Annotated in this window: 25 protein-coding genes and 1 pseudogene; 11 read left to right on the top strand and 15 right to left on the bottom strand. The window is 69.8% G+C overall.

From position 1 onward, the window contains the following. Positions 1–78: 78 nt before the first annotated feature. The gene (locus E1J61_RS19100; RefSeq protein WP_133095601.1) at positions 79–282 is read left to right on the top strand and encodes a SlyX family protein; all 204 of its coding nucleotides are present in this window, start codon (positions 79–81) and stop codon (positions 280–282) included. 109 nt (positions 283–391) lie between these two features. Further along, entirely contained in the window at positions 392–949 is a 558-nt protein-coding gene (locus E1J61_RS19095; RefSeq protein WP_133095600.1) for a DUF1439 domain-containing protein, read from the top strand. On the opposite strand, the gene E1J61_RS19090 is transcribed toward E1J61_RS19095, so the two are convergent. The 4 genes from E1J61_RS19090 to E1J61_RS19075 all read right to left on the bottom strand — a co-directional run bounded on the left by E1J61_RS19090 (position 946) and on the right by E1J61_RS19075 (position 3,740). After that, positions 946–1,860, bottom strand: coding sequence for a DMT family transporter (locus tag E1J61_RS19090; RefSeq protein ID WP_133095599.1), 915 nt, complete (start codon positions 1,858–1,860; stop codon positions 946–948). The genes E1J61_RS19095 and E1J61_RS19090 overlap by 4 nt on opposite strands. A gap of 392 nt (positions 1,861–2,252) precedes the next feature. Further along, on the bottom strand, positions 2,253–3,080 hold the full coding sequence (locus E1J61_RS19085) for an NAD-dependent protein deacetylase (RefSeq protein ID WP_133095598.1): 828 nt from the start codon (positions 3,078–3,080) through the stop codon (positions 2,253–2,255). Continuing rightward, positions 3,077–3,292 carry an oxidoreductase-like domain-containing protein gene (locus E1J61_RS19080; RefSeq protein WP_371704433.1) on the bottom strand — a complete coding sequence of 72 codons (216 nt, stop codon included), beginning with the start codon at positions 3,290–3,292 and terminating at the stop codon, positions 3,077–3,079. The genes E1J61_RS19085 and E1J61_RS19080 overlap by 4 nt, the downstream gene beginning before the upstream one ends. Positions 3,293–3,413: 121 nt before the next feature. Next, the gene (locus E1J61_RS19075) at positions 3,414–3,740 is read right to left on the bottom strand and encodes a hypothetical protein (protein ID WP_133095672.1); all 327 of its coding nucleotides are present in this window, start codon (positions 3,738–3,740) and stop codon (positions 3,414–3,416) included. Between the two features lie 259 nt (positions 3,741–3,999). Here E1J61_RS19075 and E1J61_RS19070 point away from each other — a divergent pair, with 259 nt between their 5' ends. The 3 genes and pseudogenes from E1J61_RS19070 to E1J61_RS19060 all read left to right on the top strand — a co-directional run bounded on the left by E1J61_RS19070 (position 4,000) and on the right by E1J61_RS19060 (position 7,702). Beyond that, on the top strand, positions 4,000–6,330 hold the full coding sequence (locus tag E1J61_RS19070; RefSeq protein ID WP_133095597.1) for a patatin-like phospholipase family protein: 2,331 nt from the start codon (positions 4,000–4,002) through the stop codon (positions 6,328–6,330). Between the two features lie 292 nt (positions 6,331–6,622). After that, positions 6,623–6,739: pseudogene (locus E1J61_RS38875) on the top strand (YeeE/YedE family protein); the annotation flags it as partial. A 114-nt stretch (positions 6,740–6,853) separates the two neighbouring features. After that, entirely contained in the window at positions 6,854–7,702 is an 849-nt protein-coding gene (locus E1J61_RS19060) for an IclR family transcriptional regulator C-terminal domain-containing protein (RefSeq protein WP_133095595.1), read from the top strand. Between the two features lie 27 nt (positions 7,703–7,729). Here the strand turns inward: E1J61_RS19060 and E1J61_RS19055 are convergent, their stop codons facing one another. Beyond that, positions 7,730–8,497, bottom strand: coding sequence for a flagellar brake protein (locus E1J61_RS19055; protein ID WP_133095594.1), 768 nt, complete (start codon positions 8,495–8,497; stop codon positions 7,730–7,732). Positions 8,498–8,695: 198 nt separating this feature from the next. After that, positions 8,696–9,607, bottom strand: coding sequence for a LysR substrate-binding domain-containing protein (locus E1J61_RS19050; protein WP_133095593.1), 912 nt, complete (start codon positions 9,605–9,607; stop codon positions 8,696–8,698). Positions 9,608–9,759: 152 nt separating this feature from the next. Between E1J61_RS19050 and E1J61_RS19045 the strand changes: the two genes are divergently transcribed. Further along, positions 9,760–10,395 (top strand): LysE family transporter, encoded by a 636-nt coding sequence (locus E1J61_RS19045; protein ID WP_133095592.1) that lies wholly within the window; start codon positions 9,760–9,762, stop codon positions 10,393–10,395. Here the strand turns inward: E1J61_RS19045 and thpR are convergent. Genes thpR through E1J61_RS19030 form a run of 3 tightly spaced genes read right to left on the bottom strand, consistent with a single transcriptional unit; the run spans position 10,379 to position 12,942 of the window. Beyond that, the gene (gene thpR, locus E1J61_RS19040) at positions 10,379–10,948 is read right to left on the bottom strand and encodes an RNA 2',3'-cyclic phosphodiesterase (protein WP_133095591.1); all 570 of its coding nucleotides are present in this window, start codon (positions 10,946–10,948) and stop codon (positions 10,379–10,381) included. The genes E1J61_RS19045 and thpR overlap by 17 nt on opposite strands. A 9-nt stretch (positions 10,949–10,957) precedes the next feature. Next, positions 10,958–11,461: a methylated-DNA--[protein]-cysteine S-methyltransferase gene (locus E1J61_RS19035; protein WP_133095590.1), complete on the bottom strand. Its 504-nt coding sequence runs from the start codon at positions 11,459–11,461 to the stop codon at positions 10,958–10,960. Then, positions 11,458–12,942, bottom strand: a complete 1,485-nt coding sequence (locus E1J61_RS19030) for an AlkA N-terminal domain-containing protein (RefSeq protein ID WP_133095589.1) — start codon at positions 12,940–12,942, stop codon at positions 11,458–11,460. Before E1J61_RS19030 ends, E1J61_RS19035 begins: the two co-directional genes overlap by 4 nt. A 180-nt stretch (positions 12,943–13,122) precedes the next feature. Here E1J61_RS19030 and E1J61_RS19025 point away from each other — a divergent pair, with 180 nt between their 5' ends. Together E1J61_RS19025 and E1J61_RS19020 are read left to right on the top strand one after the other, a co-directional pair. Beyond that, complete coding sequence (locus E1J61_RS19025) at positions 13,123–15,975, top strand: pitrilysin family protein (RefSeq protein WP_133095588.1); 2,853 nt, start codon at positions 13,123–13,125, stop codon at positions 15,973–15,975. A 207-nt stretch (positions 15,976–16,182) separates the two neighbouring features. Beyond that, entirely contained in the window at positions 16,183–16,572 is a 390-nt protein-coding gene (locus E1J61_RS19020; RefSeq protein WP_133095587.1) for a PHA-granule associated protein 4, read from the top strand. 79 nt (positions 16,573–16,651) lie between these two features. On the opposite strand, the gene E1J61_RS19015 is transcribed toward E1J61_RS19020, so the two are convergent. The 3 genes from E1J61_RS19015 to E1J61_RS19005 all read right to left on the bottom strand — a co-directional run bounded on the left by E1J61_RS19015 (position 16,652) and on the right by E1J61_RS19005 (position 20,327). Then, positions 16,652–17,221 carry a hypothetical protein gene (locus tag E1J61_RS19015; protein WP_133095586.1) on the bottom strand — a complete coding sequence of 190 codons (570 nt, stop codon included), beginning with the start codon at positions 17,219–17,221 and terminating at the stop codon, positions 16,652–16,654. Between the two features lie 32 nt (positions 17,222–17,253). Further along, on the bottom strand, positions 17,254–18,411 hold the full coding sequence (locus E1J61_RS19010) for an acyl-CoA dehydrogenase family protein (RefSeq protein WP_133095585.1): 1,158 nt from the start codon (positions 18,409–18,411) through the stop codon (positions 17,254–17,256). Positions 18,412–18,530: 119 nt separating this feature from the next. Further along, positions 18,531–20,327 (bottom strand): OPT/YSL family transporter, encoded by a 1,797-nt coding sequence (locus E1J61_RS19005; RefSeq protein ID WP_133095584.1) that lies wholly within the window; start codon positions 20,325–20,327, stop codon positions 18,531–18,533. A 192-nt stretch (positions 20,328–20,519) separates the two neighbouring features. Between E1J61_RS19005 and E1J61_RS19000 the strand changes: the two genes are divergently transcribed. From E1J61_RS19000 to E1J61_RS18990, 3 genes are read left to right on the top strand one after another with little or no spacing between them, the layout of a single operon-like run. After that, positions 20,520–22,220, top strand: coding sequence for an FAD-dependent oxidoreductase (locus tag E1J61_RS19000; RefSeq protein ID WP_133095583.1), 1,701 nt, complete (start codon positions 20,520–20,522; stop codon positions 22,218–22,220). Continuing rightward, on the top strand, positions 22,210–22,389 hold the full coding sequence (locus tag E1J61_RS18995) for a hypothetical protein (RefSeq protein WP_133095582.1): 180 nt from the start codon (positions 22,210–22,212) through the stop codon (positions 22,387–22,389). Before E1J61_RS19000 ends, E1J61_RS18995 begins: the two co-directional genes overlap by 11 nt. Positions 22,390–22,422: 33 nt before the next feature. Continuing rightward, positions 22,423–22,890: a MarR family winged helix-turn-helix transcriptional regulator gene (locus E1J61_RS18990; protein ID WP_133095581.1), complete on the top strand. Its 468-nt coding sequence runs from the start codon at positions 22,423–22,425 to the stop codon at positions 22,888–22,890. A 22-nt stretch (positions 22,891–22,912) separates the two neighbouring features. Here the strand turns inward: E1J61_RS18990 and E1J61_RS18985 are convergent, their stop codons facing one another. From E1J61_RS18985 to E1J61_RS18975, 3 genes are all read right to left on the bottom strand, one after another. Further along, positions 22,913–23,368 carry a YccF domain-containing protein gene (locus E1J61_RS18985; RefSeq protein ID WP_133095580.1) on the bottom strand — a complete coding sequence of 152 codons (456 nt, stop codon included), beginning with the start codon at positions 23,366–23,368 and terminating at the stop codon, positions 22,913–22,915. A 213-nt stretch (positions 23,369–23,581) separates the two neighbouring features. Beyond that, the gene (locus E1J61_RS18980; RefSeq protein ID WP_133095579.1) at positions 23,582–24,916 is read right to left on the bottom strand and encodes a HAMP domain-containing sensor histidine kinase; all 1,335 of its coding nucleotides are present in this window, start codon (positions 24,914–24,916) and stop codon (positions 23,582–23,584) included. Beyond that, positions 24,916–25,611: a response regulator transcription factor gene (locus E1J61_RS18975; protein WP_133095578.1), complete on the bottom strand. Its 696-nt coding sequence runs from the start codon at positions 25,609–25,611 to the stop codon at positions 24,916–24,918. Before E1J61_RS18975 ends, E1J61_RS18980 begins: the two co-directional genes overlap by 1 nt.

Raw genomic sequence — 25,611 nt, 5'->3', positions numbered from 1 at the left:
GCCGGCGGCATCGGCATACGGGATTACAATGCGCGCCGCCAGCCGGAGAAACCGGCGAACCCACGACAGCCACGCGCCATGGACGAACGCATCACCGAACTCGAAATCAAGCTCGCCTTCCAGGAAGACCTGCTCGAAACGCTCAACACCACGGTGGCGCGCCAGCAGCAGCAGATCGACCTGCTGCAGGAGCAGTTCCGCGCCCTGTACCAGCAATTGCGCAGCGCCACGTCGACGGCGGCAGAGTCCGATCCCCTGCAGGAAATCCCGCCGCATTACTGACCTGCGCGCATGCGCGCCGGGGCTATGTGACGGAACGCCATCCCGCGTGCGCGGTCTGACTGGCTGACTCCATCCACGCCGCGCCGTCAAGGCGCGCACCATCCGCCACATGCGCCTGCGCCCCTCCCTGCTCCTTGCCGCCGCGGCCGTCTTCGCCGCGGCTACGCCCGCGCTGGCCGGCTACAACGTCTGGACCGGCGAATACACGCTCACCCGCCAGGAACTGCAGGCCGCGCTGGAGCAGCGTTTTCCCGCCACGCTGCGTTACGCGGAAGTGGTGACCGTACAGCTTAGCCACCCCCGGCTGGTGCTAGACGAGGCCAGCAACCGGCTCATCACCCATGTCGAGGCCCGCCTGACCAACGCGCTGCTGCCCTCGCCGCCGGTCGACGGCAAGCTGGCGCTCAACAGCGGCGTGCGCTACGACTCCGGCAAGCGGGCCGTGCTGCTCGACAACCCCACGGTGCAACAGGTGGAAGTTGCCGGCATGGCCCAGTACCGCGAGCAACTCAACGCCATCGGCGCGGTCGTTGCGCAGCAGTTGCTGAAGGACTATCCGGTCTATACCTTCAAGCCCGAGGAACTGCACTTCGGCGGCAAGGAGGTCGAGCCGGGGACCATCACGGTCGGCAAGGAAGAAGTGCGGGTTGAAGTGAAGAACCGCTAACGCCGCGCCGTTTCGCGCGCGCCGCGGAACACCAGCGCCAGTCCCGCCAGCACCGCCGCCATCCCGGCGAGCGCCAGCGGCGCCATCCGGTTGCCCAGCAGCAGGTAGTCCAGCACCGCGGTGCCCGCAGGCACCAGGTAGAACAGGCTGGTCACATTGACCAGGTTGCGCGCGCGGATCAGGCGGTAGAACAACAGCGTGGCGCCGATCGAGATGCCGAGCGTCAGCCACAGCAGCGGCAGCGCGAACGCCAGCGATACCTCGAAGGCAAAGGGCTGGAACGGCAGGCACAGCAGGCATGCCGCGAGGCTGGCGCCATACTGCAGCGGCAACACCTGCGCCGGCGCGCGCGCGATGCGCTTCTGCAGGATGGCGCCGACGGTCATGCAGGCCAGCGCTGCCAGCCCGCACGACACGCCCGCCACAGAAAGCCGTGCCAGCAGCAGGCTGTCGGCGACCACCAGTGCCAACCCGGCGAGCGCGAGCGCCAGGCCCGCGATGCGGGTGGTGCTGTAGCGTCGCTCGGTCAGCAGCAGGGTCAGCATCGGTTGCGCGCCCAGCACGGTGGCCAGCACACCAGGCGTCATGCCATGGTCGAGCGCAAGGAAGTAGAACACGGCGTAGCCGCCAATCAGCAGCAGGCCGGTCAGCGCCACATGCAGCCGTTCGCCGCGCGGCGGCAGCAGGTGGCCGCGTGCCAGGCCGATGGCGCCAAGCACCGCCAGCGTGATGGCGAAGCGCAGCGTCAGCAAGGCAAAGGGCGTGGCATGGTCCAGCCCGAGGCGCGCCGCGATAGCGCCGCTGCTCCACAGCAGCACGAACAGGGGTGTGGCCCAGAACGCGGCGGATACCGCATGCCGGGCGTGGGTCGCGGCGCACAGTTGCGCCGCGCAGTCTTTTTCGGTGGTCATGGATGTCATCTGTCGAAAGCCTGGCAGACCCCGGCGCGCAAGCGCGCATAGCAACTGCGGCAGCCGGCAGCGGCGCACAGGCGCGCGGCTGCCGTGCCGTCAGGCACGCGCAGGCGTGAAAACCGGGGAGCTGTGATGCGGGCCGCGATACGCGCCCGTCAGCCGCGTGGCGGCGGGGGCGGATGCGCGCCGCCGGAGAACGGCGGCGGTGCGACAGCGACGAACGCAGGCTGGCAACGCACGCGCGGCATCGCGTCGCACGGTGGCGCGGCGATGACGGGGCGTTGGCGGTCTGCGTTCATGACGAAATCGGGAAAGGATTCGAAGATCTGGCGATGCTATGCCTGCAAGGCGGCCGCGTCAACGGGTGGTGTGCCGGGTCGCGCCGGGGTTCAGCGCGCAGTGTCCGATTCGAGCTGCGCCACCAGCGCCTGCAACGTGGGCGCGCAGCCGGCTTCGACCTTCAGCGCCAGCATATCGTCCGCGCGCGTGGTGCCCAGGTTGAGCGCCGCCACCTGCTTGCCCATCTGCCCGGCCCAGACACAGAAGCGGTAGCCCGAATACACCATCAGCGACGAGCCCACCACCAGCACCGCGTCGGCGGCCTCGAGCGCCGCGCGCGCGGCATCGACGCGCACGCGCGGGACCGACTCGCCGAAGAAGACCACGTCAGGCTTGAGGATGCCGCCGCAGCGCCCGCACTCGGGCACGCGGAACTGCGCGAACAGCGGCGATTCGAAATGCACGTCGCCATCGGCGGCGGGCTCGGCGATCACGTCGCGCAGCGCGGCGTTCTGGTCCAGCAGCCAGTCCTGCAGGCCGGCGCGGTCATGGCGTGCGCCGCAGTCCAGGCAAATGGCGCTGGCCAGGCTGCCGTGCAGCTCGATCACGTCGCGGCTGCCGGCGCGCTGGTGCAGGCCGTCGACATTCTGCGTGACCAACGCGCCCAGGCGGCCATGCTCGCCCAGCCGGGCGAGCGCATGGTGCGCGCCGTTGGGCCGCGCCTGCCACGCCACCGGCCAGCCAAGCATGCTGCGCGCCCAGTAGCGCTGGCGCCCGGCGTGCGAGCCTAGGAAGGCCTGCAGCGTGATCGGTTGCGAACGCTGCCACTGGCCGCGCGCGTCGCGATAGCCGGGGATGCCGGAATCCGTGCTGATGCCGGCGCCGGTCAGCACGAACAGGCGCGGATGGCGCCGCACGAAGTCGAGCAGCGCGTTCAACTGGCCGGATCCTCCGCGTGCCGCGCCGCGTGGCGCGCCTCCCACGCGCGCAGTTCCTCGCGATAGCGGTCCAGCTCCTGGTAGTAGAAATCGAAGATGCACGGATCGCAACCGGAGCCGCAGCATTCGTCGTCGCCGGGCCGTTCGGGCGGCACGGGGCGCGGGTCGTCCGCGGGGTTGGCGACAGGGTTGACGGGAGACACTTGGGACACGGACTGCACGCCGCTGCGGGCGGAAATGGCGGATCAGCCGCCAGTATATGCCGCCGGCGCCAACCACGCCGCCCACCACCCCGCCACCCGCCACGTGGTTGCAGCGCCGGGCCAGTGGCGCTCAGTGGTTCAGCAGCACGCTTCCGACCGGGATCACCAGCGCGGTGCCGGACAGGCAGGCGATGTCGTCGTCGGCAAGCCAGCGCGCCACCACGTCTGCCAGTCGCGCGCCGATGCGGGCCAGCTCGGCCGGGTCGGCCAGGTAGACGGCGTCGATCACGTCCTGGTCGAATGCCAGCGACGCGCTGATGCGGCAGCGGCCGGGCGAGCCGGGCGGCTCGGCCTGCCAGCTCACCTGCACCTCGCTGCCCCCGGCGCGATGGTATTCGGCCGACATCGGGAACAGCCGGCAGGTATGTTCGCGGGTCCACTCCACCAGTGCGGTCATGGCGATTCCCCCTCTATGCGGGCTGCGCCCGCCCTGGTCTGCGTTCATCTTAGTCACTGCAAGCGGCCTGTGCAGTGCGCTCCCGGCAGCGGATGCCGATCTGCACGCTTCCGAGCGGCATGATGAATTGTTTTGCGGCGCGCACTCCAGGCGGCCCGTGCGCCGCGTTTTGCCCGAAGATAAGCCGACGCCCATCCCGGCCGCGCACAGACCGGGCAACCGGCGCCGCATTGCGGCTGCCTGCTGAACGGACGACGACATGAAGGCAGCCACACCCTGGGGGTTGCGGATCCTGCGGCTGGCAGCGCTCGCGCTGGCGGCTTGCCTTGCCGTTGGCGCCCGGGCCGCGCCGGACGCAGCGCCGGACGCAACGCCTGACTCCGCACTCGCGCCGGCACCAGCGATCATGCCCCCGGCACCCGCCGCGATCGACACGCCCGCCGTGAGCGCCGCGCCGGCCCGCGGCGCGCGTCCGCGCATCTGCCTGGTGCTGTCCGGCGGCGGTGCGCGCGGCGCCGCGCATATCGGTGTGCTCAAGGTGCTGGAGGATCTGCGCGTGCCGGTGGACTGCATCGCCGGCACCAGCATGGGCTCGCTGGTGGGCGGCGCCTATGCCACCGGCATGTCGCCCGCCGAGATGGAGCGGCTGGTCAGCGGGCTGAGCACCGAAAAGCTGTTCAAGGAACGCCCGCCGCGCAAGGACCTGACCGTGCGCCGCAAGCAGGACGATTTCACCAACCTGTTCACGCCCGAGATCGGCGTGCAAACGAGAGGGCTGCTGCTGCCCAAGGGCGCGGTCTCGGGCGTGCAGCTTGAGACGGTACTGCGCCAGCTGGCGCGCACGCCCGGCTACCGCGACTTCGACAAGCTGCCGATCCCCTACCGCGCCGTCGCCACCGACCTCGTCGCCGGCACGCCGGTCGTGTTCAACGCCGGCGAGCTGGCCAACGTGATGCGCGCCAGCATGTCGGTGCCGGGCGCGGTGGCGCCGGCGGAATACCAGGGAAGGCTGCTGGTCGACGGCGGGCTCACCGACAACCTGCCGGTCGGCGTGGCGCGCGCGATGGGCGCCGATGTCATCATCGCCGTCAACCTCGGCACGCCGCTGATGAAGCGCGAGGAGCTGACCTCGGTCATCGGCGTGACAAGCCAGATGCTCAACATCCTGACCGAGCAGAACGTGCGCGCCTCGCTGGCCTCGCTGGGCCCCGCCGACGTGCTGATCGAGCCCGCGCTCGGCGATTTTTCCGCGACCGACTTCGACCACCTGACCGCCACCATCCCCATCGGCGAAGCCGCGGCGCGCAAGGTGGCCGAGCGCCTCGCGCCGCTGGCACTGCCGCCGGCGCAGTATGCGCAGCTGCGCGCGGCGCAGCAGGCGGTGTCGCCGCCCGACACGCGGCCGGTGGATGCGATCGAGCTGGCGCCGCTGCACCGCGTCAATCCCGAGTTTGCGACGGCGGTGATGGAGACCAAGCCGGGCGAGCCGCTTGACCAGGCCACGCTCGACCAGGACATGCGGCGGCTGTTCGGCACCGGCGACTTCGAGCACGTCAACTACGGCATCATGGAAGAGCCGGGCAAGCGCATCCTGGTGGTCAATGCGGTCGAGAAATCGTACGGGCCGGACTACCTGCGCTTTGGCCTCGGGCTCAGCACGGACTTCCGCGGCGATGCGTTCTTCAACCTGATCGGCAGCTACCGGCGCACCTGGCTGAACTCGCTTGGCGCCGAATGGCGCACCGATCTGCAGGCGGGCCAGACTACTTCGCTGACGAGCGAGTTCTACCAGCCGCTGAACACGCGCCAGTACTTCTTCATCGCCCCGCGCATCGAGCTGGAGCGCCGCCCGGTCAACGTGTTCCAGGGCAGCACCCGCCTGGCCACCTATGACCTGCGCCGCCTTGACGTAGCGCTGGACGTGGGCAGCCAGTTCACCAAGTACGGTGAGCTGCGGCTGGGCGTGCAGACCGGCACGCTGGACGCCACGCTGAGCACCGGCCCGGAGGCGCTGTCGCCGGGCCCCGGCAGGATCAAGCGCGGCGCCATTACCGGCCGGCTCTTCTTCGACCAGCTCGACAGCGTCGACTTCCCGCGCTTCGGCTATGCTGGCTCGTTGCGGGTCTATGCCTCGCAACCGGGACTCGGTGCCGACGATTCCTATATCAAGGCGCAGGGCGACCTGTTGTATGCCCATTCGATCGGAAACCATACCGTGTCGCTCGGGCTCAAGGCCGGCACCAATGTCGGCAACCCGCTGCCGCGCTATGACCTGTTCCAGTGGGGCGGCTTCCTGCAGCAATCCGGCTATGCGACCGGGCAACTGCTGGGCGGCAACCTGCAGTTTGCGCGGCTGGTCTACTACAACAAACTGGCGCGGCAGACGCTGCTGCAGGGCATCTACGCCGGCTTCTCGCTGGAGGCAGGCCGCATGGGTGCGCCGCTGGTGCCGGGAAGCCCGACCGGGCTGCTCAAGTCGGGATCGCTGTTCCTGGCGCTGGACAGCCCGCTCGGGCCACTGTATTTCGCCTATGGCCGGGCCGCGGCCGGGACATACAGCTTCTACCTCTTCCTCGGCAAGCCGTTCTGAGACGCGGGTCCACCGCAACGTGGGCCGCGCGTGTGATGCGAGCGTACCCCACCGAAGTTGTATGTAATGTCTTAATTCAAAGGTCTATACTTTTCCCGTCAGCAAGACCCCCTCTTGAATGACGACCCTTCCCCGGTCGCCGCTGCCCCAGCGGCGACTTTTTTATGGGCGGTCGCCGCATTCGGGCAACGGCCGCGAGCATGGTTGCCCACCTCCTATCCCCGCCTCGGGCCGCGCTGCCGGCCGCACTCGCGGAGGTTTCCATGCAGATCGGTTTCACCCATTTCACAGCGGCCTGTCGCGTGGTCCGGTGCGCTCGCTGGTGGCCACGCTGACCTTCATGGCGGCGGGCTTCCTGACGGTGCTGGTGCAACGCCACCTGCTCGGGAGGTATCGCATCGATCACTAAACGCGCATCGTGGCCACCGGGACACAGTTGGATGCACGCAATGCTGGCCCGTTGCGCCAAGCCGGTTTAAGATTGCGCGATTATCGAACAACGAACCCGGACAAGCACAGCCCAATGGAAGTCCTCCGCCCCATCGGTCTCGGCCATGCACAGGCCGACACCGTCCGCGTCGCCCGGCCGCAGGCCGATTTGCTGAGCAGCTTTGCCGGCGATCCCAATTTCATGCTGTCGCTGGCGCGCGGGCTGACCGTGCTGGAGGCCTTCTCGGAACGCAAGCGTCCGCTGACCATCTCGCAGGTGGCGCAGCGCACGCAGCTGTCGCGCGCCTCGGTGCGGCGCTGCCTCTATACGCTGGAGCAGCTTGGCTATGTCAGCCAGCAGGACGGCCAGTTCGCGCTGCGCCCGCGGGTGCTGCACCTGGGGCATGCGTATTTCTCTTCGACCTCGCTGGTGTCGCTGGCGCAGCCGATCCTGGACAACCTGAGCGCGCGCATCCACGAGACCTGCGCGCTGGCCATCCTCGACGGCACCGACATCCTCTACCTGGTCCGCTCCGAAGTGCAGCGGGTCCTGAACTACTCGCTGGGCATGGGCAGCCGCCTGCCGGCCTACTGCACCTCCAACGGCCGGCTGCTGCTGGCGCACCAGCCGGCCTCGGTGCTCGACGGCTTTTTCGAGCATGCCGAGCTGCGTCCGCGCACGCTGCAGACCAAGGTGTCGCGGCAGGAGCTGGAGGCATGCTTCGCGCGGGCACGCGAAGTCGACTACGTGATCGTCGACGAGGAGCTGGAGCCGGGCCTGCGCGCGATTTCCGTGCCGGTGCGCTCGGCCTCCGGCATCGTGCTGGCTGGCCTGAGCGTGAGCGTGCGCGCCGCGCGCGTACCGGAAAGCGAGATGATCACGCGGCTGCTGCCGCCGATGCGCGAAGCCGCGGCGGCCATCGGGCGGCTGATCGGCTCCTGACGGGCCGCGCCTCGCGCGCCGGGATGTTCAGCCCCGGTGCGCCAGCTCCAGCGCGAATACCAGCCGCTGCAGGAAGTTCTCCATACGGCCGTCCGGATTGATAAAGGCGCAGCCGAAGTGGTGGATGGCGTTGCCGTCATGGCCGACCAGCCAGTGGCCAACCACCTGCAGGTCGAGCTCCACCTTGCCCAGCTCGCGGAAGTCGAGACGGCACTTGGCCACGGTGGTACCGACCGGCAACTGTTCCTCGGTGACGCTCTTGGAGCGCAGCCCGACGCCGGACAGCGACAGGTCGGCAATGTCCAGGCACAGCAGCGCATTGTCGGCGCCCCGGATTTCGCAGCGGTAGCCCTTGGTCACCAGCGTGCGCGCGCGGAAATGGCGGCGGCGCTGGAAGTGATAGAGCTTCTCCGGAAATTCGACGACAAAGGCCGGGCCTTGCTCGAAGCGGGTCGCGGCCGGCTGCCCCACCATAAAGTTCACCGGCACGCCGCGCAGCAAACCCGAGAATGCATTCTCTTCCGAGGTCATCAGCGACTGCCGCTCGGCGTCGGCATTGCACCAGTCGAACACGAAGGTCCGGTTGACCGGATCGACCTGCAGGATCGAGGTGACGAACTGGTGCCCGGTACGGGTGCGCACGCTCAGCATGCACTTCTGCCACGACAGGTCGCGCAGCACGGTGCCGATCTGGGAGTTGTGCGTGAGGCGGTAACGATCGTCCGCCGGCGTGTCGGCGGCGGCAGTGTCGGTCTCGGTTCCGGTGCCGGCCCCGGTGGCTTCGTGCTGATTCATGGATTCACGCAACGTCTGGTATGGCGGGATGCCGCCGGCTGGGGGTGTAGTGGGGGCGCGGCAGCCAGTCGGCCTGCCGGCCGCGCGCCGCATGTTAAGCGCGTGCCCCCGCGTCCGGCAAGACTCATGGCGACACCTTCGGCAAAACTGTGGCAGAACTTGAGCACAGACTTACGGGGGGTAGCGCCTGCGCCGCTTTCAGGCGTCCTTCGGCTCCAATGGCGGGCCCGCCGGGGATGCGGCCGGCGCCAGCATTGCCTGCGCCTCGTCGCGCAGCCACGCGAGCAGCAGCAGCCGGCGCGTGTCGTGCTCGAACGGCGCCGGCGACAACAGATGGTAAGCCGACCCGTCCGGCGTGAAGCCGAACGGGGCAGCCAGGCGCCCGTCGGCGATCTCGTCGGCGGCCATCAGCCGCGAAGCCATGGCCCAGCCGAGGCCCGCCGCCGCGGCCTGCAGGCTCAGGTAGAAGTGCTCGTACCAGGCATCGCCCTCGAAGCGGACAGCCTGCGCGTCAGGGCCGGCGGCAGCCAGCCAGCGTTGCCAGGCATCGGGCCGGGTGCGCGTATGCAGCCGTGCCGGAACAGCGGCGGCACCCTGGGCCAGCAGCGGGCGGCACACCGGCCCGACCCATTCCTGCGCCACCTCGCGCGCGTGCCAGCGCGGCTCGAAGGCGAAGTCATTGCGCCGCAGCGCCAGGTCGGCGCCGCTGCGCGCGAAATCGATCGGGCCGCCCGCCGCCATCAGGTGCAGCGGGATGTCAGGGTGGCGCGCGGCAAAGCGCGGCAGGCGCGGGATCAGCCAGCGCATTGCCACGGTCGGCTCGCACGACAGCACCAGCGCCCGGCCAGGCGGCTGGGTGCGGATGCGCGCCGCGGCGCCGGCCAGCATCTCCATTGACTGTGAAGCGGCGGCGAACAGCGTGCGCCCCGCATCGGTCAGGAAGACGCCGCGGTTGCGCCGCTCGAACAGTGCCACGCCGAGCGTGTCTTCCAGCTGGCGGATCTGCCGGCTGACCGCGCCGTGGGTCAGGTGCAGTTCTTCGGCCGCGCGCACGAAGCTCTCGTGGCGTGCGGCAGCCTCGAAAAAGCGGATCCAGCCCAGCCAGTGCATCGGGATTTTCAGTCAGTTTTTCTCACGTATTTGCGCGAGTATATATCGGTTGTGGGTCTCGTTTGTGGCACGCAGAATTGGGTACGCTTTGCCGTGCCGGCCCAGTCCGGCGGCGGCGATCGGCTCTCAACCACAACGTAACCTCACACAAAATGATTCCAGTTGCCCTTCCAGTCGTCGAACCGCTGGCGGTCGCCGCCGTGACCGTGCTCGCCGTGGTCAGCCCCGGCCCGGATTTCGCCATGGTGACCCGCAACAGCTACCTGTACGGCCGCCGCGCCGGGCTGCTCAGCGCCCTTGGCATCGCAATGGGGGTGCAGGTCCATGTGCTGTACACGATGTTCGGCGTGGCGCTGCTGATGGCGCATGCGCACAGCGTGCTGACGGTGGTGAAGGCGCTGGGCGCGGCCTACCTGGTGTGGATCGGCCTGCAGACGCTGCGCCGGCGCGCGCCGCTCGCGGTCGACCTGCACGGCGCCCCGGCACTGCGGCCGGCCGCGGCCTTGCGCATGGGCTTCCTGACCAATGCGCTGAACCCGAAATGCACGCTGTTCGTGGTCAGCACCTATACGCAGGTGGTCGACGCGCACACCCCGGTGCCGGTGCAGTTCGGCTACGGTGCGTTCATGTCGCTGGCGCACCTGGCGTGGTTCAGCCTGGTGGCCGGTGTATTCGCCGCGCCGGCGTTGCGGGCGGCGATGCTGCGCCGCCAACGTCTGCTGGACGGCGCCATCGGGTCGGCGCTGTGCGGGCTCGGGGCCGCGCTGGGGCTCAGCAACCTGGCGTAGCAGCAGGCCGGGCCAGCGGCCACGCCTGCAGCACGAGGTGCTCCGCGCCCCGCGGTCCCAGCCGGCTTTCGAACAGCACCAGCCGCTGCACCGGCCAGGGATCGCTGGCGAGCATGCGTTGCGCGTCGAGCCAGGCGCGCAACATGGCCTCGGGTACCGTCGGGCGGCAGCGTGCCAGCGTCAGGTGTGGGTGGTAGCGGCGGCGCTCCGGCTCGATGCCGGCGGCCTGCGCCAGCGCCTGCCCCACCGCGGCATGCAGCGCGCGCAGTGCGTCAAGCCCGGGACCCGGCGCAAGGCCGGCCCACAGCACCGAGCCCTGGCCGGTCCGGAAGCGGCCGGTGCCTGCAGCCTGCAGCGTGAAGGCGGGCGCTGCGAGTCCGTCGAGCGCGGCGTTCAGCTGCGCCTCGGGCACGCCGCATTCGCCGAGGAAATGCAGGGTCAGGTGAACCTGCGTGGCCGGCACCGGGCGCAGGCCAGTCGCCTCCGGCAGGGTCGACAGCAACCGCTCCGCCCGCGCCGGCGGCACTTCCACGGCGAAAAACAGGCGCGGCATGGCGCCGGCTCAAGCGCCCGCCGGGCCGACACCCTCGCGCCGCAGCAGCGCGCGCTTGCGCTCGATGCCGCCGGCGTAGCCCGTCAGCGCGCCGGCGGTGCCGAGCACGCGATGGCAGGGCACGATCACCGACAGCGGGTTGCGCCCCACCGCGCCGCCGACCGCGCGCGCGTGCGTCGGCGGCAGGCCGAGGGCGCCGGCCAGTTCGCCGTAGGACGCCGTTGCGCCGCATGGAATGGCCAGCAGCGCGTGCCAGACGCGCTGCTGGAACGGGCTGCCCGCGAAGCGCACCGGCACGGTAAAGGCGTCGCGCTTGCCGGCGAAGTATTCGGCCAGCTCCAGCGCGGCGCGTTCGAGCACGGCCGCCTCCTGCGGCGATGCTTCGCCACTGCTTGCTGCCACGTTGGCGGGATAGTACTTCTGCCCCGCGAAGAAGACGCCGGTCAGGTGCTTCCCTTCCGCGCGCAGCAGCATGGTGCCCAGCGGGCTGTCGATCTGGCGATAGCTGCTCATGTCATGGTCTCCGGTTCGGACGCGGCGGGCGCGTCCTTCATGGTCTCATAGCGATGCCACAGGTGGACCGCCGCATAGGCGCGCCACGGCGCCCATTGCGCAGTGCGCGCGTGCATTGCACTGACGGTGCCGACGCCCAGCACCTTGCGCAGCGCATAGTCGGTGCCAGGGAAGGCATCGGGCCAGCCCAGCGCGCGCATGGCGACGTACTGCGCGGTCCAGTCGCCGATGCCGTCGATGGCGCGCAGCGCCGCGACGGTCGCTTCAGGCGGCGCGTGCGCGTCAAGCGCGAGTGTGCCGTCGGCCACGCGCTGCGCCAGCGCCTGCAACGTGTGCGCCTTGCCCGCCGGCACGCCGGCGTCGCGCAGCTCCTGCGGCGGCATGGCGGCGATGGCGGCGGCGCTCGGGAACAGGTAGCGCAGACTGCCCGGCAGGGCATCGGGCAGCGTTGCCGCCGAATCCGCGCGCTGCGCCAGTGCGGCCAGGATGCGGCGCGCGTGCGCCACCGAAATGACCTGACCCACCACCGCACGCACGGCAATCTCAAACCCGTCGACGCTGCCCGGCAACCGCATGCCAGGCACGGCCTGCGCGAGCTCGCCGAGATGGCGGTCGACCACATCGGGGCGGCAGCCCAGGTCGCACAGGCGCCGCACCTTGCCCAGCGCCTGCGGGATCGCGCGCGCCAGCGACGCCGACAAGGTCACGCGCAACACCATGCGGCGCGGCACATGCTCGATGCGGACCCAACCGCCATAGACGGTGCCGCCCGCTTCCACGCGCAGCGTGCGCGCATAGGCGCCGTCGCGGATCTCTTCGATGCCATCCACCGCGCGCGCGGCCAGGAAGCGCAGCAGCGCCTCCCACGCCAGCGGCGGCCGGTAGCCAAGCTCGAACACGAGCCGGTCGGCCACGCCGTCGGCAGCGCGCCGGCGCAGCGCGAGCGGTGTCAGGCCGTAGCGCGTCTTCAGCACATCGTTGAAGCGGCGCACGCTGCCGAAGCCGGCCGCCAGCGCCACCTCGGTCACCGGCAGCGCGGTGTCGGCCAGCAGGCGCTTGGCCAGCAGCAGCCGCTGGGTCTGCGCGTACTCGAGCACCGAGACACCGAACTGCGCATCGAACAGGCGCCGCAAATGCCGCTCGGTCACGCCGATGCGCGCGGCCAGCGTGGTGACGCTGCCTTCGGCCATGAAGCCTTCGTCGATCAGCGTGGCGGCGGCCTGCGCGAGCCGGCCCGAGATATCGGCAAGCCCGTGCCCGGGCGCCAGTTCCGGGCGGCAGCGCAGGCAGGGCCGGAAGCCGTGCTTCTCGGCGGCGGCGGCACTTTCGTAGAAGGTGCAGTTCTCGCGCTTGGGGGTGCGTACTGCGCACACCGGCCGGCAGTACACACCGGTCGAGGAGACGCCTACGAAGAAGCGCCCGTCGAAGCGGCGGTCATGCGATGCCACGGCCTTGTAGCAGGTGTCGGGATCAAGGTTCATGCAGGCATGCTACCGCTTCGGCCGCCGGGGCACCGGCTGGATTCGGACATTTCCCTCTGGCATGCAGAGGTGGGCTGCGGCACAGTTCCGGGTATGGGCGGCGGCTAGAATTGCGCTTTGCGCCACTGCCGCGCCCCCCTTCAGCTCATTACCCGGCAGCCAGCCCACACCGGAGATGCCATGCGCCGTTTTGCCCTGCACCTGTCGATGCTTGCCTTGCTGGCCCCGCTGCCCGCGCCGGCGCAACCCGTGCAGCCGGTGCCGGCGGCATCGCCTGCGCAGGCGCAGCAGGTCGCCACCGTGGAGGGCATCACCGAATACCGCCTGCCCAACGGCCTGCGCATCGTCATGGCCCCGGACGCGGCCAAGCCCACCACCACGGTCAATATCACCTACCTCGTGGGCAGCCGCCACGAGAACTATGGCGAGACCGGCATGGCCCACCTGCTCGAGCACCTGCTGTTCAAGGGCACGCCTTCGCTGCCGGGCAAGGCCATTCCGACCGAGTTCGCGCGGCGCGGCATGAGCGTCAACGGCACCACCACGCAGGACCGTACCAATTATTTCGGCACCTTTGCCGCCAGCGACGAAAACCTCGACTGGGCGCTGCGCATGGAAGCGGACCGCATGGTGAACAGCGTGCTGTCCAAGGCCGACCTCGACAGCGAGATGACTGTGGTGCGCAACGAGATGGAAATGGGCGAGAACAGCCCGTCGCGCATGCTGATGCAGCAGACCATGTCCGCCGCATACCGCTGGCACAACTACGGCAAGGCACCGATCGGCGCGCGCAGCGACGTCGAGAACGTCAGCATCGACAACCTGCGCGCGTTCTACCGGCGCTACTACCAGCCGGACAACGCGGTGCTGGTGGTGGCGGGCAAGTTCGATCCCGCCGCCACGCTGGCACGCATCGAGCGCTACTTCGGCCCGATCCCGCGCCCCACGCGCGTGCTGCCGCCCGAGCATACGGTCGAGCCGGCGCAGGAAGGCGCGCGCGAACTGCTGATCATGCGGCCCGGCGACAACAGCCTGGTGGCCGCGCAGTACCACGTCAGCCCCGGCGCACATCCCGACACCACGGCGCTGTCGCTGCTGACGATCATCCTCGGCGACACGCCCGGCGGGCGCCTGTACAAGGCGCTGGTCGAGCGCGGCCAGGCCGCTTCGATCGGCAGCGCGTTCTATGCGATGAAGGACCCCGGCACGCTGCTGTTCATGGCGGAGACGTCCAGGGACCAGTCGCTGGCAGCCGCGCGCGCGGGCCTGATCACGCAGGTCGAAGGCTTTGCCGAGGCCCCCGTGACCGAAGCCGAGCTGGAACGCGCACGCGTGCGCATGCGCAATGCCTACGACCACTACATGAGCGACCCCGGCGCGCTTGGCATCGCCCTGTCGGAGGCCATTGCAAAAGGCGACTGGCGGCTGTTCTTCCTGAACCGCGATCGCATCGAGACCACCACGCTGGCGGACGTGCAGCGCGTGGCACAGAACTACCTGCAGTCGTCAAACCGCACCGTGGGCCTGTTCGTACCGTCCGCGCAGCCAGCCCGCGCGCAGGTGCCCGGCAAGCCTGATGTCGCCGCGATGGTCAACGGCTACCAGGGCAAGCCGGCGCTGGCCGCGGTCGCGCCGTTCGACCCCAGCCCCGCCAATATCGACGCACATACCACGCGCCAGACGCTGGCCAACGGCATGCAGCTAGCCCTGTTGCCCAAGCCCGCGCGCGGCGAGGTGGTGCATGGCGTGCTGGTGCTGCGCATGGGCGACGTGCAGAGCCTGCAAGGGCTGACCACGGTGGGGGCGATGACCGCGTCAATGCTTCGGCGCGGCGCCGCCGGCATGAACCGCGAGCAGATCGCCGATCGCATCGAGGCGCTGCGCGCGCGCGTCGGCATCGGCGGCAGTTCGGAGCGCGTGACCGTCAGCTTCGAGACACGCCGGACGCAGCTGCCCGAACTGCTGGCACTGCTGCGCGAGATCCTGCGCGCGCCGGACTTTCCCGAAGCGGAGTTCGAGACGCTGCGCAAGACCAGCATCGCGGATATCGAAAGCATCCAGAGCCAGCCGGGCGTGATGGCGTCGAACGCACTGGGCCGTCACGGCGATCCGTATCCCATGGGCGATCCGCGCCACGCGCGCAGCTTTGCCGAGAACATCGCCGACCTGCGCGCGGCCACGCTGGCGCAGGTGCGCGATTTCCACGCGCGTTTCTACGGCGCGGGCAATGCGCAACTGAGCCTGGTAGGCGACTTCGATGCGCCGGCCGCGGCGGCGCAGGTCGCGCAGCTGTTCGGCGACTGGACCGCGGCGCAGCCGTTTGAACGCGTCGACCGGCCGTTCGTGCCGATAGCGCCGGCCGAATTCACGCTGCCCGCGCCGGGCAAGGCCAATGCCGTCTACGTGGCCGCGGCGCCGATCGACCTGACCAGCGACTCGCCGGACTATGCGCTGATGATGATCGCAAACCGCGTGCTGGGTGGTGCCAGCCTGCGCAGCCGGCTGGCCGACCGCCTGCGCCAGCAGGAAGGGTTGAGCTATGGCGCCAGCAGCTGGGTACAGGTGGGCGCGCTCGACCGCGCCGGCCGCTTCGGCGTGCAGGCGCAATACGCGCCGCAGAACCTCGCGCGCTTGCAGCGCGCGGTCGCCGACGAGCTCGAGCGCTTCACACGTGACGGCATCACCGCACCGGAACTGGCAGAAGCGGTCAGCGGCCTGCTGCAGCAGGGCACGGTCAGCCGCAGCAATGACGCGGCGCTGGCGGGTGCGCTTGCCAACCAGCTCTACCTGGGCCGCACCATGGCCTTCACCGCGGAACTCGAGGCGCGGCTGCGCGCGGCCACGACGGAATCGGTCAACGCCGCGATCCGGCGCTATATGCAGGCGGGTGGCATGTCGCGCGTCTATGCGGGCGACTTCAGCGGCGCGCCTGCGGCGCAGCCGACTCAGGCACGCGAGGCGGCCAGCGGCAGCCAGGCAGGCGGCGGGGCGAACACTGAAGCCGCCGGCGCCACATCGGCCGCGCAGCCCTGACATACCGGGGAAACAAAGTTCGGCTGCACTGGCGGGAAGCGCAGGACCGGCCAGGCAGCAGCTGCCCGGGCGGCAAGGCTAACGGCCGGGGCGCGCAAGGCCGGGCGGGCAAGGCCGGGCATGTAGGCACCGCCGCGGTGCAGGCTCTTGCCGCGACCCCGGGTTGACTGTATATTCGTACAGTATAAGTCGATACAAGAGGTGTGGATGTCAATCGTGCGAGCTGGCAGCAAGGCAGAAGCGCTCCGGCTTCTGGCCTCGGAAAACGTGCTGGCGCTGGAGCTGGACTACGAGACAGGCTGGCAGGATGCGGTCGAACTCGGCAGGCTCGGAGAAAAGCGCGGTATCAAGGTGCAGTATCGCGGACAGGAAAGCATCGCCGTCCGCTCCCGCGAAGCCCTGATCGAAGGGCTTGCCAAACCCAAGGGCACGTTCCGCCAACGCAATCTCTATTGCCAGTTCGATCTCGGCACGCTGGCGGACCATGAACTGCTCGACCTCGAGGCCAAGGCCACGCGGCTCGGGGACTATATTCTCGCGGGGCACCTGCTACGCGATGTCGATGGAGTGTGGCCGCAGCCAAGAAGCGAGCAATAAGCGAGCAATAAGCGCTGCAACCAAAAGCAAAGGCCGCCATGCCGGCGGCCTTTGACCTTCTATATTGCACGCGGCGCGATCAGTGCCAGACCCGCGTCGCGTTGGCCCATCGCGCCGCGCACGATTGCGTGGCGGCAGCGGCGATTGACTCGGCCGCATCATCGGCTTCGGCAAGCTCGCCGGCATCGGCCGGCGACACCTGCGCGGCGCTGTCCAGCGCCGTGCGCCACATGACTGCCGACACCAGCGTCTTGCATTGGCGGCGTTCGCCATGCGCCAGCGCCAGCAGGCGCTCGTAGCCTTCCATCACGATCAGGCGGTCGCCGCGGCATGGCTGCAGCTGCAGCGTGTACAGGTGATCGCATTCGCAATGCAGGCTGCCGCCGCTTACCGCCAGCACGATCGCGCCGGGCAGCGCAATGCCGCTGGCCTGCACCTTGCCGCGCAAGCGCGCCAGGTGCGCGTGCGCGCGCGGGTCGCTGTCCTGCGCCATATTGGCCGGCACCGCGCCCAGCGCCATCAGCTCCGCGGGCGATACCGCCAGCGTGTACGCCTGTAGCGCAGTGCGATAGGACGCCACCACCGCGCGCAGGCGGTGCGGCGTGTCAACGTCATGGCCTGCCGGCCCGCGATCCTGCCAATCGTCCATGTCGACTCCTGCCGCGCCGGGCGTTTGCATGGTCAGTCGCGCAGCAGCTGCTTGGCGATGATCAGCTGCTGGATCTGCGTGGTGCCTTCATACAGGCGCAGCAGGCGCACGTCGCGGTAGAAGCGCTCAGCCTTGTACTCGGCGATATAGCCGGCGCCGCCGTGGATCTGCACCGCGCGGTCGGCCACGCGGCCCACCATCTCGGTACAGAACATCTTGGTGCAGGAGGCCAGCATGCTGACTTCCGGATCGCTCTTGCCGGCGGGCTTGGCGTCGTAGCGCTGCGCGCAGTCACGCACCATCGACAGGCCGGCGTAGAGCTCGGCCTGGCTGTCGGCCAGCATCGCCTGGATCAGCTGGAAGTCGCCGATGGGCTTGCCGAACTGCTTGCGCTCCTTGGCATATGCCACCGCGTCGGTGATCAGGCGATGCGCCATGCCGCAGGCCAGTGCCGAGATATGCAGGCGGCCGCGGTCGAGCACCTTCATGGCGGTCTTGAAGCCCACGCCCGGCACGCCGCCGATGATGTTGGCGGCGGGCACGCGCACGTTCTCCAGCACCACGTCGCAGGTCTTGGTGCCGCGCTGGCCCATCTTCTTGTCCGGCTTGCCCAGCGAGATGCCCGGGGTGTCGGCCGGCACGATGAAGGACGAAATGCCCGAGGCACCCGCACCGCCGGTGCGCGCCATCAGCGTGAAGGCGCCGGCGCGCGGTGCGTTGGTGATAAAGCGCTTGGTGCCGTTGATGACGTAGTGGTCGCCGTCAAGCTCCGCCCTGGTCTGCAGCGAGGCTGCGTCGGAGCCGGCATTCGGTTCGGTCAGCGCAAACGAGATGATCAGGTCGCCGCTGGCGATACGCGGCAGGTAAGACTGCTTCTGCTCCTCGGTGCCATCCATCAGGATGCCCTGCGAGCCGATGCCGACGTTGGTGCCGAACACCGAGCGGAAGGCAAACGCGGTGTGGCCGAGGTCGTACACCACATCGCATTCCTGCGACATCGACAGGCCGATGCCGCCGTAGTTTTCGGGAATGGAGATGCCGAACAGGCCCATCTCCTTCATGTCCGCGACGATATCGGCGGGGACGTCGTCGGTCTCTTCCAGCGTGTCCTCGGCGGGCTTCAGGCGTTCGTCGATGAAGCGCTGCACCGAGGCGCGCAGCAGGGCAAAGGATTCTTGGTCAAGGGCCATGAGGATTCTCCGGGTCAGGCAATACGTCGGTCTGGCCGACATGGTACGCCGGCGGCGAGATTTGACAATCCACTGGAGATTGGACAGAAGCGTCAACGAAATTTGACAATCTGTCGGTGTCAGTGCCACGTCACTGCGAGCAGCCCGGCCAGGCCGAGGGCCAGTGCCGCCAGCGCGTCGCCGGCGATCAGGCCGCCACCCAGCAGCGATGCGGTGCTCATGTCCTCGGGCAGCGCCTGCCGCTCACGCCTCGCCCCAGGCCTGCGCCCGGCCAAAGCGCCGCCGACGCTTGCCGCCACGCCGCCCGCGGCCATCCAGCCGGCCGCCGCCAGGTTGACGAAGCCGCCGAAGGACGATGCATAGGGTGACGGCAACAGCACCGCATCCAGCAAAAAGTCCGCCACCCTGCCCCGCCGGCCAGACTGCGCGAAGCGCTGCCACGCCGGGCCGCCCAGGATGACCTTGCGCAGCACCGCCGTAGCCAGCCCCAGGGCCAGCCCGAGCGCGACCGCGGCATGCTGGGCGGCGCGCGGCTGCGCCAGCCCGTGCAGCACGCCGACGATCTTGTAGGTCATGGCCGAGGCCCAGCGCGCCGGCTGCTGGTCCGCCGGCAGTTGTGTCTGGTCAAGCGCCAGCACCGGATACGCCTGCATGAACAGCCGCGCCATCGCCACGGCCACAAGCGCGCCTACCACGATGCCGGCGACCTGGTAGCCGAACTGCACCATGCGGTCGCTGCCCAGGCGCCAGCCGGTGGAGCGGTCCTGCTGCATGTCGCTGGCTTCGGCGGTCGCCACCAGCAGCACCGTCGCCGCGATCAGGCCGACATGCGGCGCGCGCAAGCCGGCCGCGGCCATCAGGATCACCGTCAGCACGAAGGCGGACGAGATCGGGTTCTGGTCGACCATGCCGACCGAGATGCCGTTGACCAGCGCGAACACCAGCACCAGCAGCACCGCCATCAGCTGGAAGACCGGCGGCTGGCCGAACCACGCGACGCCCGCCGCGACCGTGGCAGTGCCCCACAGCAGCGCCCACGCGGCCACCCAGGCCATGCCGGGTCCACGCCGCGCCTGCGCCTTTCGCGGGGCCCGGCTACGCCACTGCCGCCACGCCTGCGCCAGCAGCAGCGCGACATCCAGCGCGGCCGCCCCCATGATCATCCCCAGCGCCACCAGGAAGGTGGCCTTGCGATATGGTTCGCCAGGCGCGAGCCATCCCACCGACACGAACCACGGCGTCAGCGCCCAGCCGGCAAGGCCGCCCACCAGCGCGGCTATGCCGATGCGCGCCCCGACGATCATGCCCGCGCCGAATGTCGCCGCCGACAGGTCCAGCGCCGCCAGCCACGACACGCGCGCCGCGCCCAGGCCGCTGGCCAGCCCCAGCGCCATGCCGCCGCCCAGCCGCGCCACCGAGCGCCGCAGCAGCACCGGGTCGGTCAGCGCGCGCAGGATATTGGCAACCGCCAGTCCCGACGGGAACGTCAGCTGCATCCGGTCCACCAGCAACGGCGTGTACAGCATGCCGATGCCCACGCCGTACATGCCGATGCACAGCATGTAGAGCACCAGCTGCCACAGCGGCGGCTGTGCCAGGCCGAGCCAGGTCATCGCCTGTAGCACCACCGCCATGCCGCCCATGCCAGCCACCGACGCGGCCGCGGTCTGGATGTAGTTGGCGCCATGCCGGCCCGGGGCGCCGTAGCTGGCCGTCACCACCGAGCCGAGTATGCCGGCCAGCACCTGGCCACCGACAAAGAAGCCCAGCGAGAAATTCATGTAGGCGGCGGCAATGCCGCCAAGTGGACCGAGCACCAGCATGCCGGCCGCGCCCAGCAGCGCGTGGTAGCGCCAGCTGCCGGCAGCGGGCAGCCAGCTGGCGCGGTGCACGGCGTCGGTGGGCAGGGTTGGCATGGCGAAGGTTGGCAGGCAGCAGTAGCGGGGTGCGTTCTGCGAAGCATAGGCCACGGTACCGGGTAGGCGACGTGCGACTTGTCTCTCTTTACAGGGCGGCGCCGCCGAGCCAGCCGGGTAAACACTGGTTTCGTGCGCAACCATCTGGGGTATAGTTGCGTACGAAACCAATTACATCAAGCGAGACCAGCCATGACCGACTCCACCGCACCACGCGCGGCCGTGCCACCGGTACCGCCTCCCGCGACGCCGCGCCCCTGGCCCCGACACGTACCCGTGCTGATCGCCGGCGGCGGCCCGGTCGGGCTGGCGCTGGCGGCACTGCTGGCGCGCTACGGCGTCGCCTCGCTGGTAGTGGAGGCCGACGACGGCTACTGCGCCGGCAGCCGCGCCATCTGCATGTCGCGCCGCTCGCTCGAGATCCTGGGCTGGGTCGGCGCCGACCGGCAAACGGTCGAAACCGGCCTGCCCTGGGTAGGCGGCCGCAGCTACTACCGCGACGCCGAGGTGCTGCATTTCCGCATGCCGAGCGAGCCGGACGAGCGCTTTGCGCCGATGGTCAATATCCAGCAGTACTACCTCGAAGCATTCGCGCACGAGGCCGCGCTGCGGGGCGCCACGCCGGCCGAGGTGCGCTTCGGCGCGCGCGTGCGCACGGTGCGTCCGCATGACGGCGGCGTGGTCGCGGAAATCGAGAGCGCCGACGGCGTGGTGCAGGTCGACGCGCAATGGCTGGTCGCCTGCGACGGCGGGCGCAGCACGGTGCGCGAGCAACTGGGCCTGCGCATGGAAGGCACCCAGTACGAAGGCCGCTATGTCATCGTCGACATCGTGCAGAAGACCCGGCGCGAGGTGGAGCGGCTGGCCTGGTTCGACCCGCCGTCGAATCCGGGCTCGACCATCCTGATGCACCGCCAGCCCGACGATGTCTGGCGCATCGACTACCAGATCCGCGACGACGAGGATGCCGAGGAAGCGGTCAAGCCGGAGAACGTGCTGCCGCGCGTGCAGAGCCACCTCGACATGATCGGCGAGACCGAGCCCTGGCAGCCGCTGTGGATCTCGATCTACAACGCCAAGTGCCTGACGCTGCAGGACTATCGCCACGGCCGCGTGCTGTTCGCCGGCGACGCCGCGCACCTGGTGCCGATCTTCGGCGTGCGCGGGCTCAACTCCGGGCTGGATGATGCCGGCAACCTGGCGTGGAAGCTGGCAGCGGTCGTGCGCGGCCAGGCCGCGGACAGCCTGCTCGACTCCTATTCGGCCGAACGCGTCCACGCCACCCGGCAGAACATCGCCTACGGCGCCAAGAGCACCGAATTCATGGCGCCCCCCGACTTTGCCTTCCACCTGATGCGCGAGGCCACGCTGCGGCTGGCGCAGGGCGGCAGCCCGGTGCGGTCGCTGATCAACCCGCGCCAGTCGGCACCGATCGCCTATGCCGGTTCGCCGCTGAACGGCGCCAGCGACTTCGGCGCCGACTGCCCCGGCGCCGCGCCCGGGTTGCCCGCTCCGGAGGCGCGCGTCGCCAGCGCGGAAGGCATCGGCCACCTGACGCAATGCTTCGGGCAGCGCTTCACGCTGCTGTACTTCGGTGATTCGCCAACGCTGCCTGCCCCGCTGGCCGCGCTGGTGCAGGCCTATCCGCATACACTGCAGGCCCGCGTGATCGTCAACGGTAACGCCGGCCCCGCGCAGGGCGCACTTGCCGATGTCGCCGGCCAGGCGCAGGCGCGTTACGGTGCCCGGCCGGGTACGCTCTACGCGATCCGCCCCGACGGGTACGTGCTGTCGCGCTGGCGCGCGCCCGCATGGGACGAGGTCGGCGCAACCCTCGCCCCCCTGATGCAAACCCCGCAATCCCAACCCGCCGGAGCCCGCCATGCAAGCTGATGACCTCGACCTCGCCTATACCCGCCTGTGCGAGGCCATGGGCCGCGTTGGCGAAGCACGATCGCCGCTGCTGCTGGCGATGATGTGCCTGGGGCTGATGAGCCGGCAGGATTCGCTGGCACCGGTGCTGGCATTGATCGACGAGGCGGAGGCACGCAGCCAGGCGTAGGCACTACAATGCCGACGCCGACCGGACATCGCCATGAAACCACTGCCACGCCTGGACCAGTTCCTGACCTACCGCCTGCACCAGGTCAACAAGCTCAGCGACAAGGACAGCGCCGCCGCCTACCTGGAGCAGTGCGGCCTGCTGCTGAGCGAAGGCCGTTGCCTGGCCGCGATCGGCGCGTTCGCGCCGCTGTCGGTCAACGCGCTGGCGCACCGCGCCAACCTGACCAAGGGCCAGGCGAGCCGCTCTGCGCAAGCGCTGGTGGAACGGGGGCTGGTCAGCAAGGAAACCAGCGCCGCCGATGGCCGTGGCGTGGTGCTGTCGCTAACCGCGCAGGGCAAGCCGCTGTACCGGCAGGCGATCGCCATGATTGCGCGGCGCAATGACGAGATCTTCGGCTGCCTGAGCGAGGATGAGCAGGTGCTGCTGGGCAGCCTGCTCGACCGGCTGGTCGCGCACGCTGCCCGGCAGGACGGCGCGGCGGACAGCGACGAGGACTAGCCGCAAAGACCAGCGACGACGCCTAGCGACGCAAGCCGTCCACGTGCGCGCGCGCACCGTCGCGGCGCGCGGCGTCGGCTACTTCGTTGGTGACCACGGTCTGGCCGATCGGCGCCAGCGCGATGCCGGCCAGCTTCAGGTGCTGGATCGCGAACGGGATGCCGATGATGGTGACGAAGTTGGCGACCGCCGCCATCACGTGGCCGATCGCCAGCCACACGCCGGCAAACACAAACCACAGCACATTGCCCACCAGCCCCAGCGCGCCGGTGCCGACATCGTCGCGCCCGGTCAGCTCGCGCCGGCTGATGGCCTGCTTGCCGAACGGGAAGAAGGTGAAGCCGCCGATCACGAAGCAGGCCTTGCCCCACGGGATGCCGACGATCGAGATAAAACAGAGCAGCCCGGCCAGCCACCAGGCCAGGCCCATCACCACGCCGCCGAGGATGAACCAGAGGAAGTTGCCGATTGCGCGCATGCGAGCCTTTTGTATGTGAGCAGGAGAGGACTTCGATGATACGCGCGGCGAGGGAGCGTACCCGTTTCTGCGTGCCCGTTTCTGGCCACTGGCAATGACTCCTGTGCATGGCTCGCGGGGCTGAATTGCGATCGCAAACCTGCAGCGGCGCGCCGCATGGCATTGCGTCGCACCTGCAAAGCGTACCCATTTCTGCGTGACTTTGGCCGGGGCTCAGGCCGCTGGAAATACAACCCTGACACGCAGCCCCGGCCGCGCGTCTTCCAGCGCCACGCGCGCCCCGTGCGACTGCGCGATCTCCGCCACGATCGCCAGGCCCAGCCCGCTGCCGCCGGTCGGCGCCTCCGGCACGCGGTAGAAGCGGTCGAACACGCGTTCGCGCTCCCCGGCCGGAATGCCGGGGCCGTTGTCGCTGACCACCAGCTCGACCGAACGCCCGTCGCTGCCGCGCGCGACCTGCACGTCGACGCGGCTGCCGGCCGGGATATAGGCCAGCGCGTTGTCCAGCAGGTTGGTCAGCAGGATGCGCAAGGCATCGGCATCGCCATGCACGATGGCAGGCGCCGCGTCGGCGTCGGCATCGCCATCCACGCCCAGGTCGATATCGCGATCCAGCGCAGCCTGGGCCAGCTCCGCCACCACGCCGGTGGCCAGCGCGCGCAGCGCGACCGGCTCGTGCGGCGGCGTGGCAGCGCCGGGCTCCTGCCGCGCCAGAGTGAGCAGCTGCGTGACGAGATGGGTCAGCCGCTCCAGCCCCTGGCGCAGCTTTGCGAGCGCCTCGTCGCGCGCAGCGCCGCTGTCGGCACGCTCGACCAGCTGGGCCTGCAGCTGCAGCGCGGCCAACGGCGTGCGCAGCGCGTGCGCGGCGTCGGCCACGAAGGCGCGCTGCGTGTCGATGGCGTGCGAGAGCCGCGCCAGCAGCTGGTTCAGCGCGGCGCTGAGCGGCGCGATCTCGTCCGGCATCTGCCGCAGCGCCAGCGGCGCGAGCGTGGTGGCGTCGCGCGCGCGCACTTCGGCAGCAATCTCGCGCAGCGGCCGCAGCCCGCGCCCCACCGCCATCCACACCAGCCAGCCCAGCAGCGGCAGCAGCAACAGCAGCGGCGCCACGGTACGCAGCGCCATGCGCGCGGCCAGCGTGCGGCGCGCGCTCATCGGCTGCGCGATCTGCACCACGGTGGGCCCGAGCTGCATGCTGTACAGCCGCCATTCGCCCTGCTGCGTGGTCACATTGGAGAAGCCCAGCTCGGCGCGCGCGGGCAGCGCCGGGTGCGAGTGCGACAGGTACAGGCTGCGCCCGGAGCCGTCCCAGATATGGATGACGACATCCTCGTCGGCATGCGACAGGTCGCCGGGCGAGCCGATGAAGGGCGGCACCACGGGGTTGGCAAACTGGCTCGGCAGCGCCGCGGCCATCTGCTTCATCTGGTAGTCGAACAGGGCGTTCGCTTCCTGGCGCGCCTGGCCGTAAATCAGCGCGGTGGCGATGGCAATGCCGGCGAGCAGTCCCGCTGCCAGCCACCACAGCAGCGTTCGCTGGATGGAGCGCATCAGCCGGGCTCTCCCTCGCCGTCCAGGCGCGGCACCACGTAGCCCACGCCGCGGATATTGCGGATCAGCGCGGTGCCGAATTTCTTGCGCAGCGCGTGGATATAGACCTCGACGGTATTGCTGCCGACCTCGTCGTCCCAGCCGTACAGGCGCTCCTGCAGCTGCGGCACCGACCAGACCTTGCCCGGCCGCGATATCAGCGCCGACAGCAGCGCGAACTCGCGCGCCGACAGCCGCACCGGCTCGCCGCGTTGCGTGACTTCGCGCGTGGACGGATTGAGCACGATCTCGCCATAGGTCACCAGCGGCTCGGCCCGTCCCGCGGCGCGGCGCGCGAGCGCGTGCATGCGCGCGGCCAGTTCCTGCAGGTCGAAGGGCTTGACCAGGTAGTCGTCGGCGCCGGCATTGAGGCCGGCGACGCGGTCGGCGACCGCATCGCGCGCGGTGAGGATCAGCACCGGCGTTGGCACGCCGCGCGTGCGCAGCGTGCGCAGCACGTCCAGCCCCGAGCGGCGCGGCAGGCCGAGGTCGAGCAGCACCAGGTCGTAGCAGGCCTCGCCGTCCTGCGACGACGTGGCCGCGGCCAGGCCGGCGTCGCCGTCGCGTACCCAGTCGACGGTGAAGCCCTCCTGCCGCAGCGCCTGCCTGACGCTGTCGCCGATCATGGCGTCGTCTTCCACCAGCAGCACGCGCAT

This window comes from Cupriavidus sp. L7L, assembly GCF_004353535.1.
In the GTDB taxonomy this organism is placed as follows: Bacteria; Pseudomonadota; Gammaproteobacteria; order Burkholderiales; family Burkholderiaceae; genus Cupriavidus; species Cupriavidus oxalaticus_A.
The sequence above is the reverse complement of the archived record's forward strand: the minus strand, read 5'-3'. Positions and strand labels throughout refer to the sequence as shown.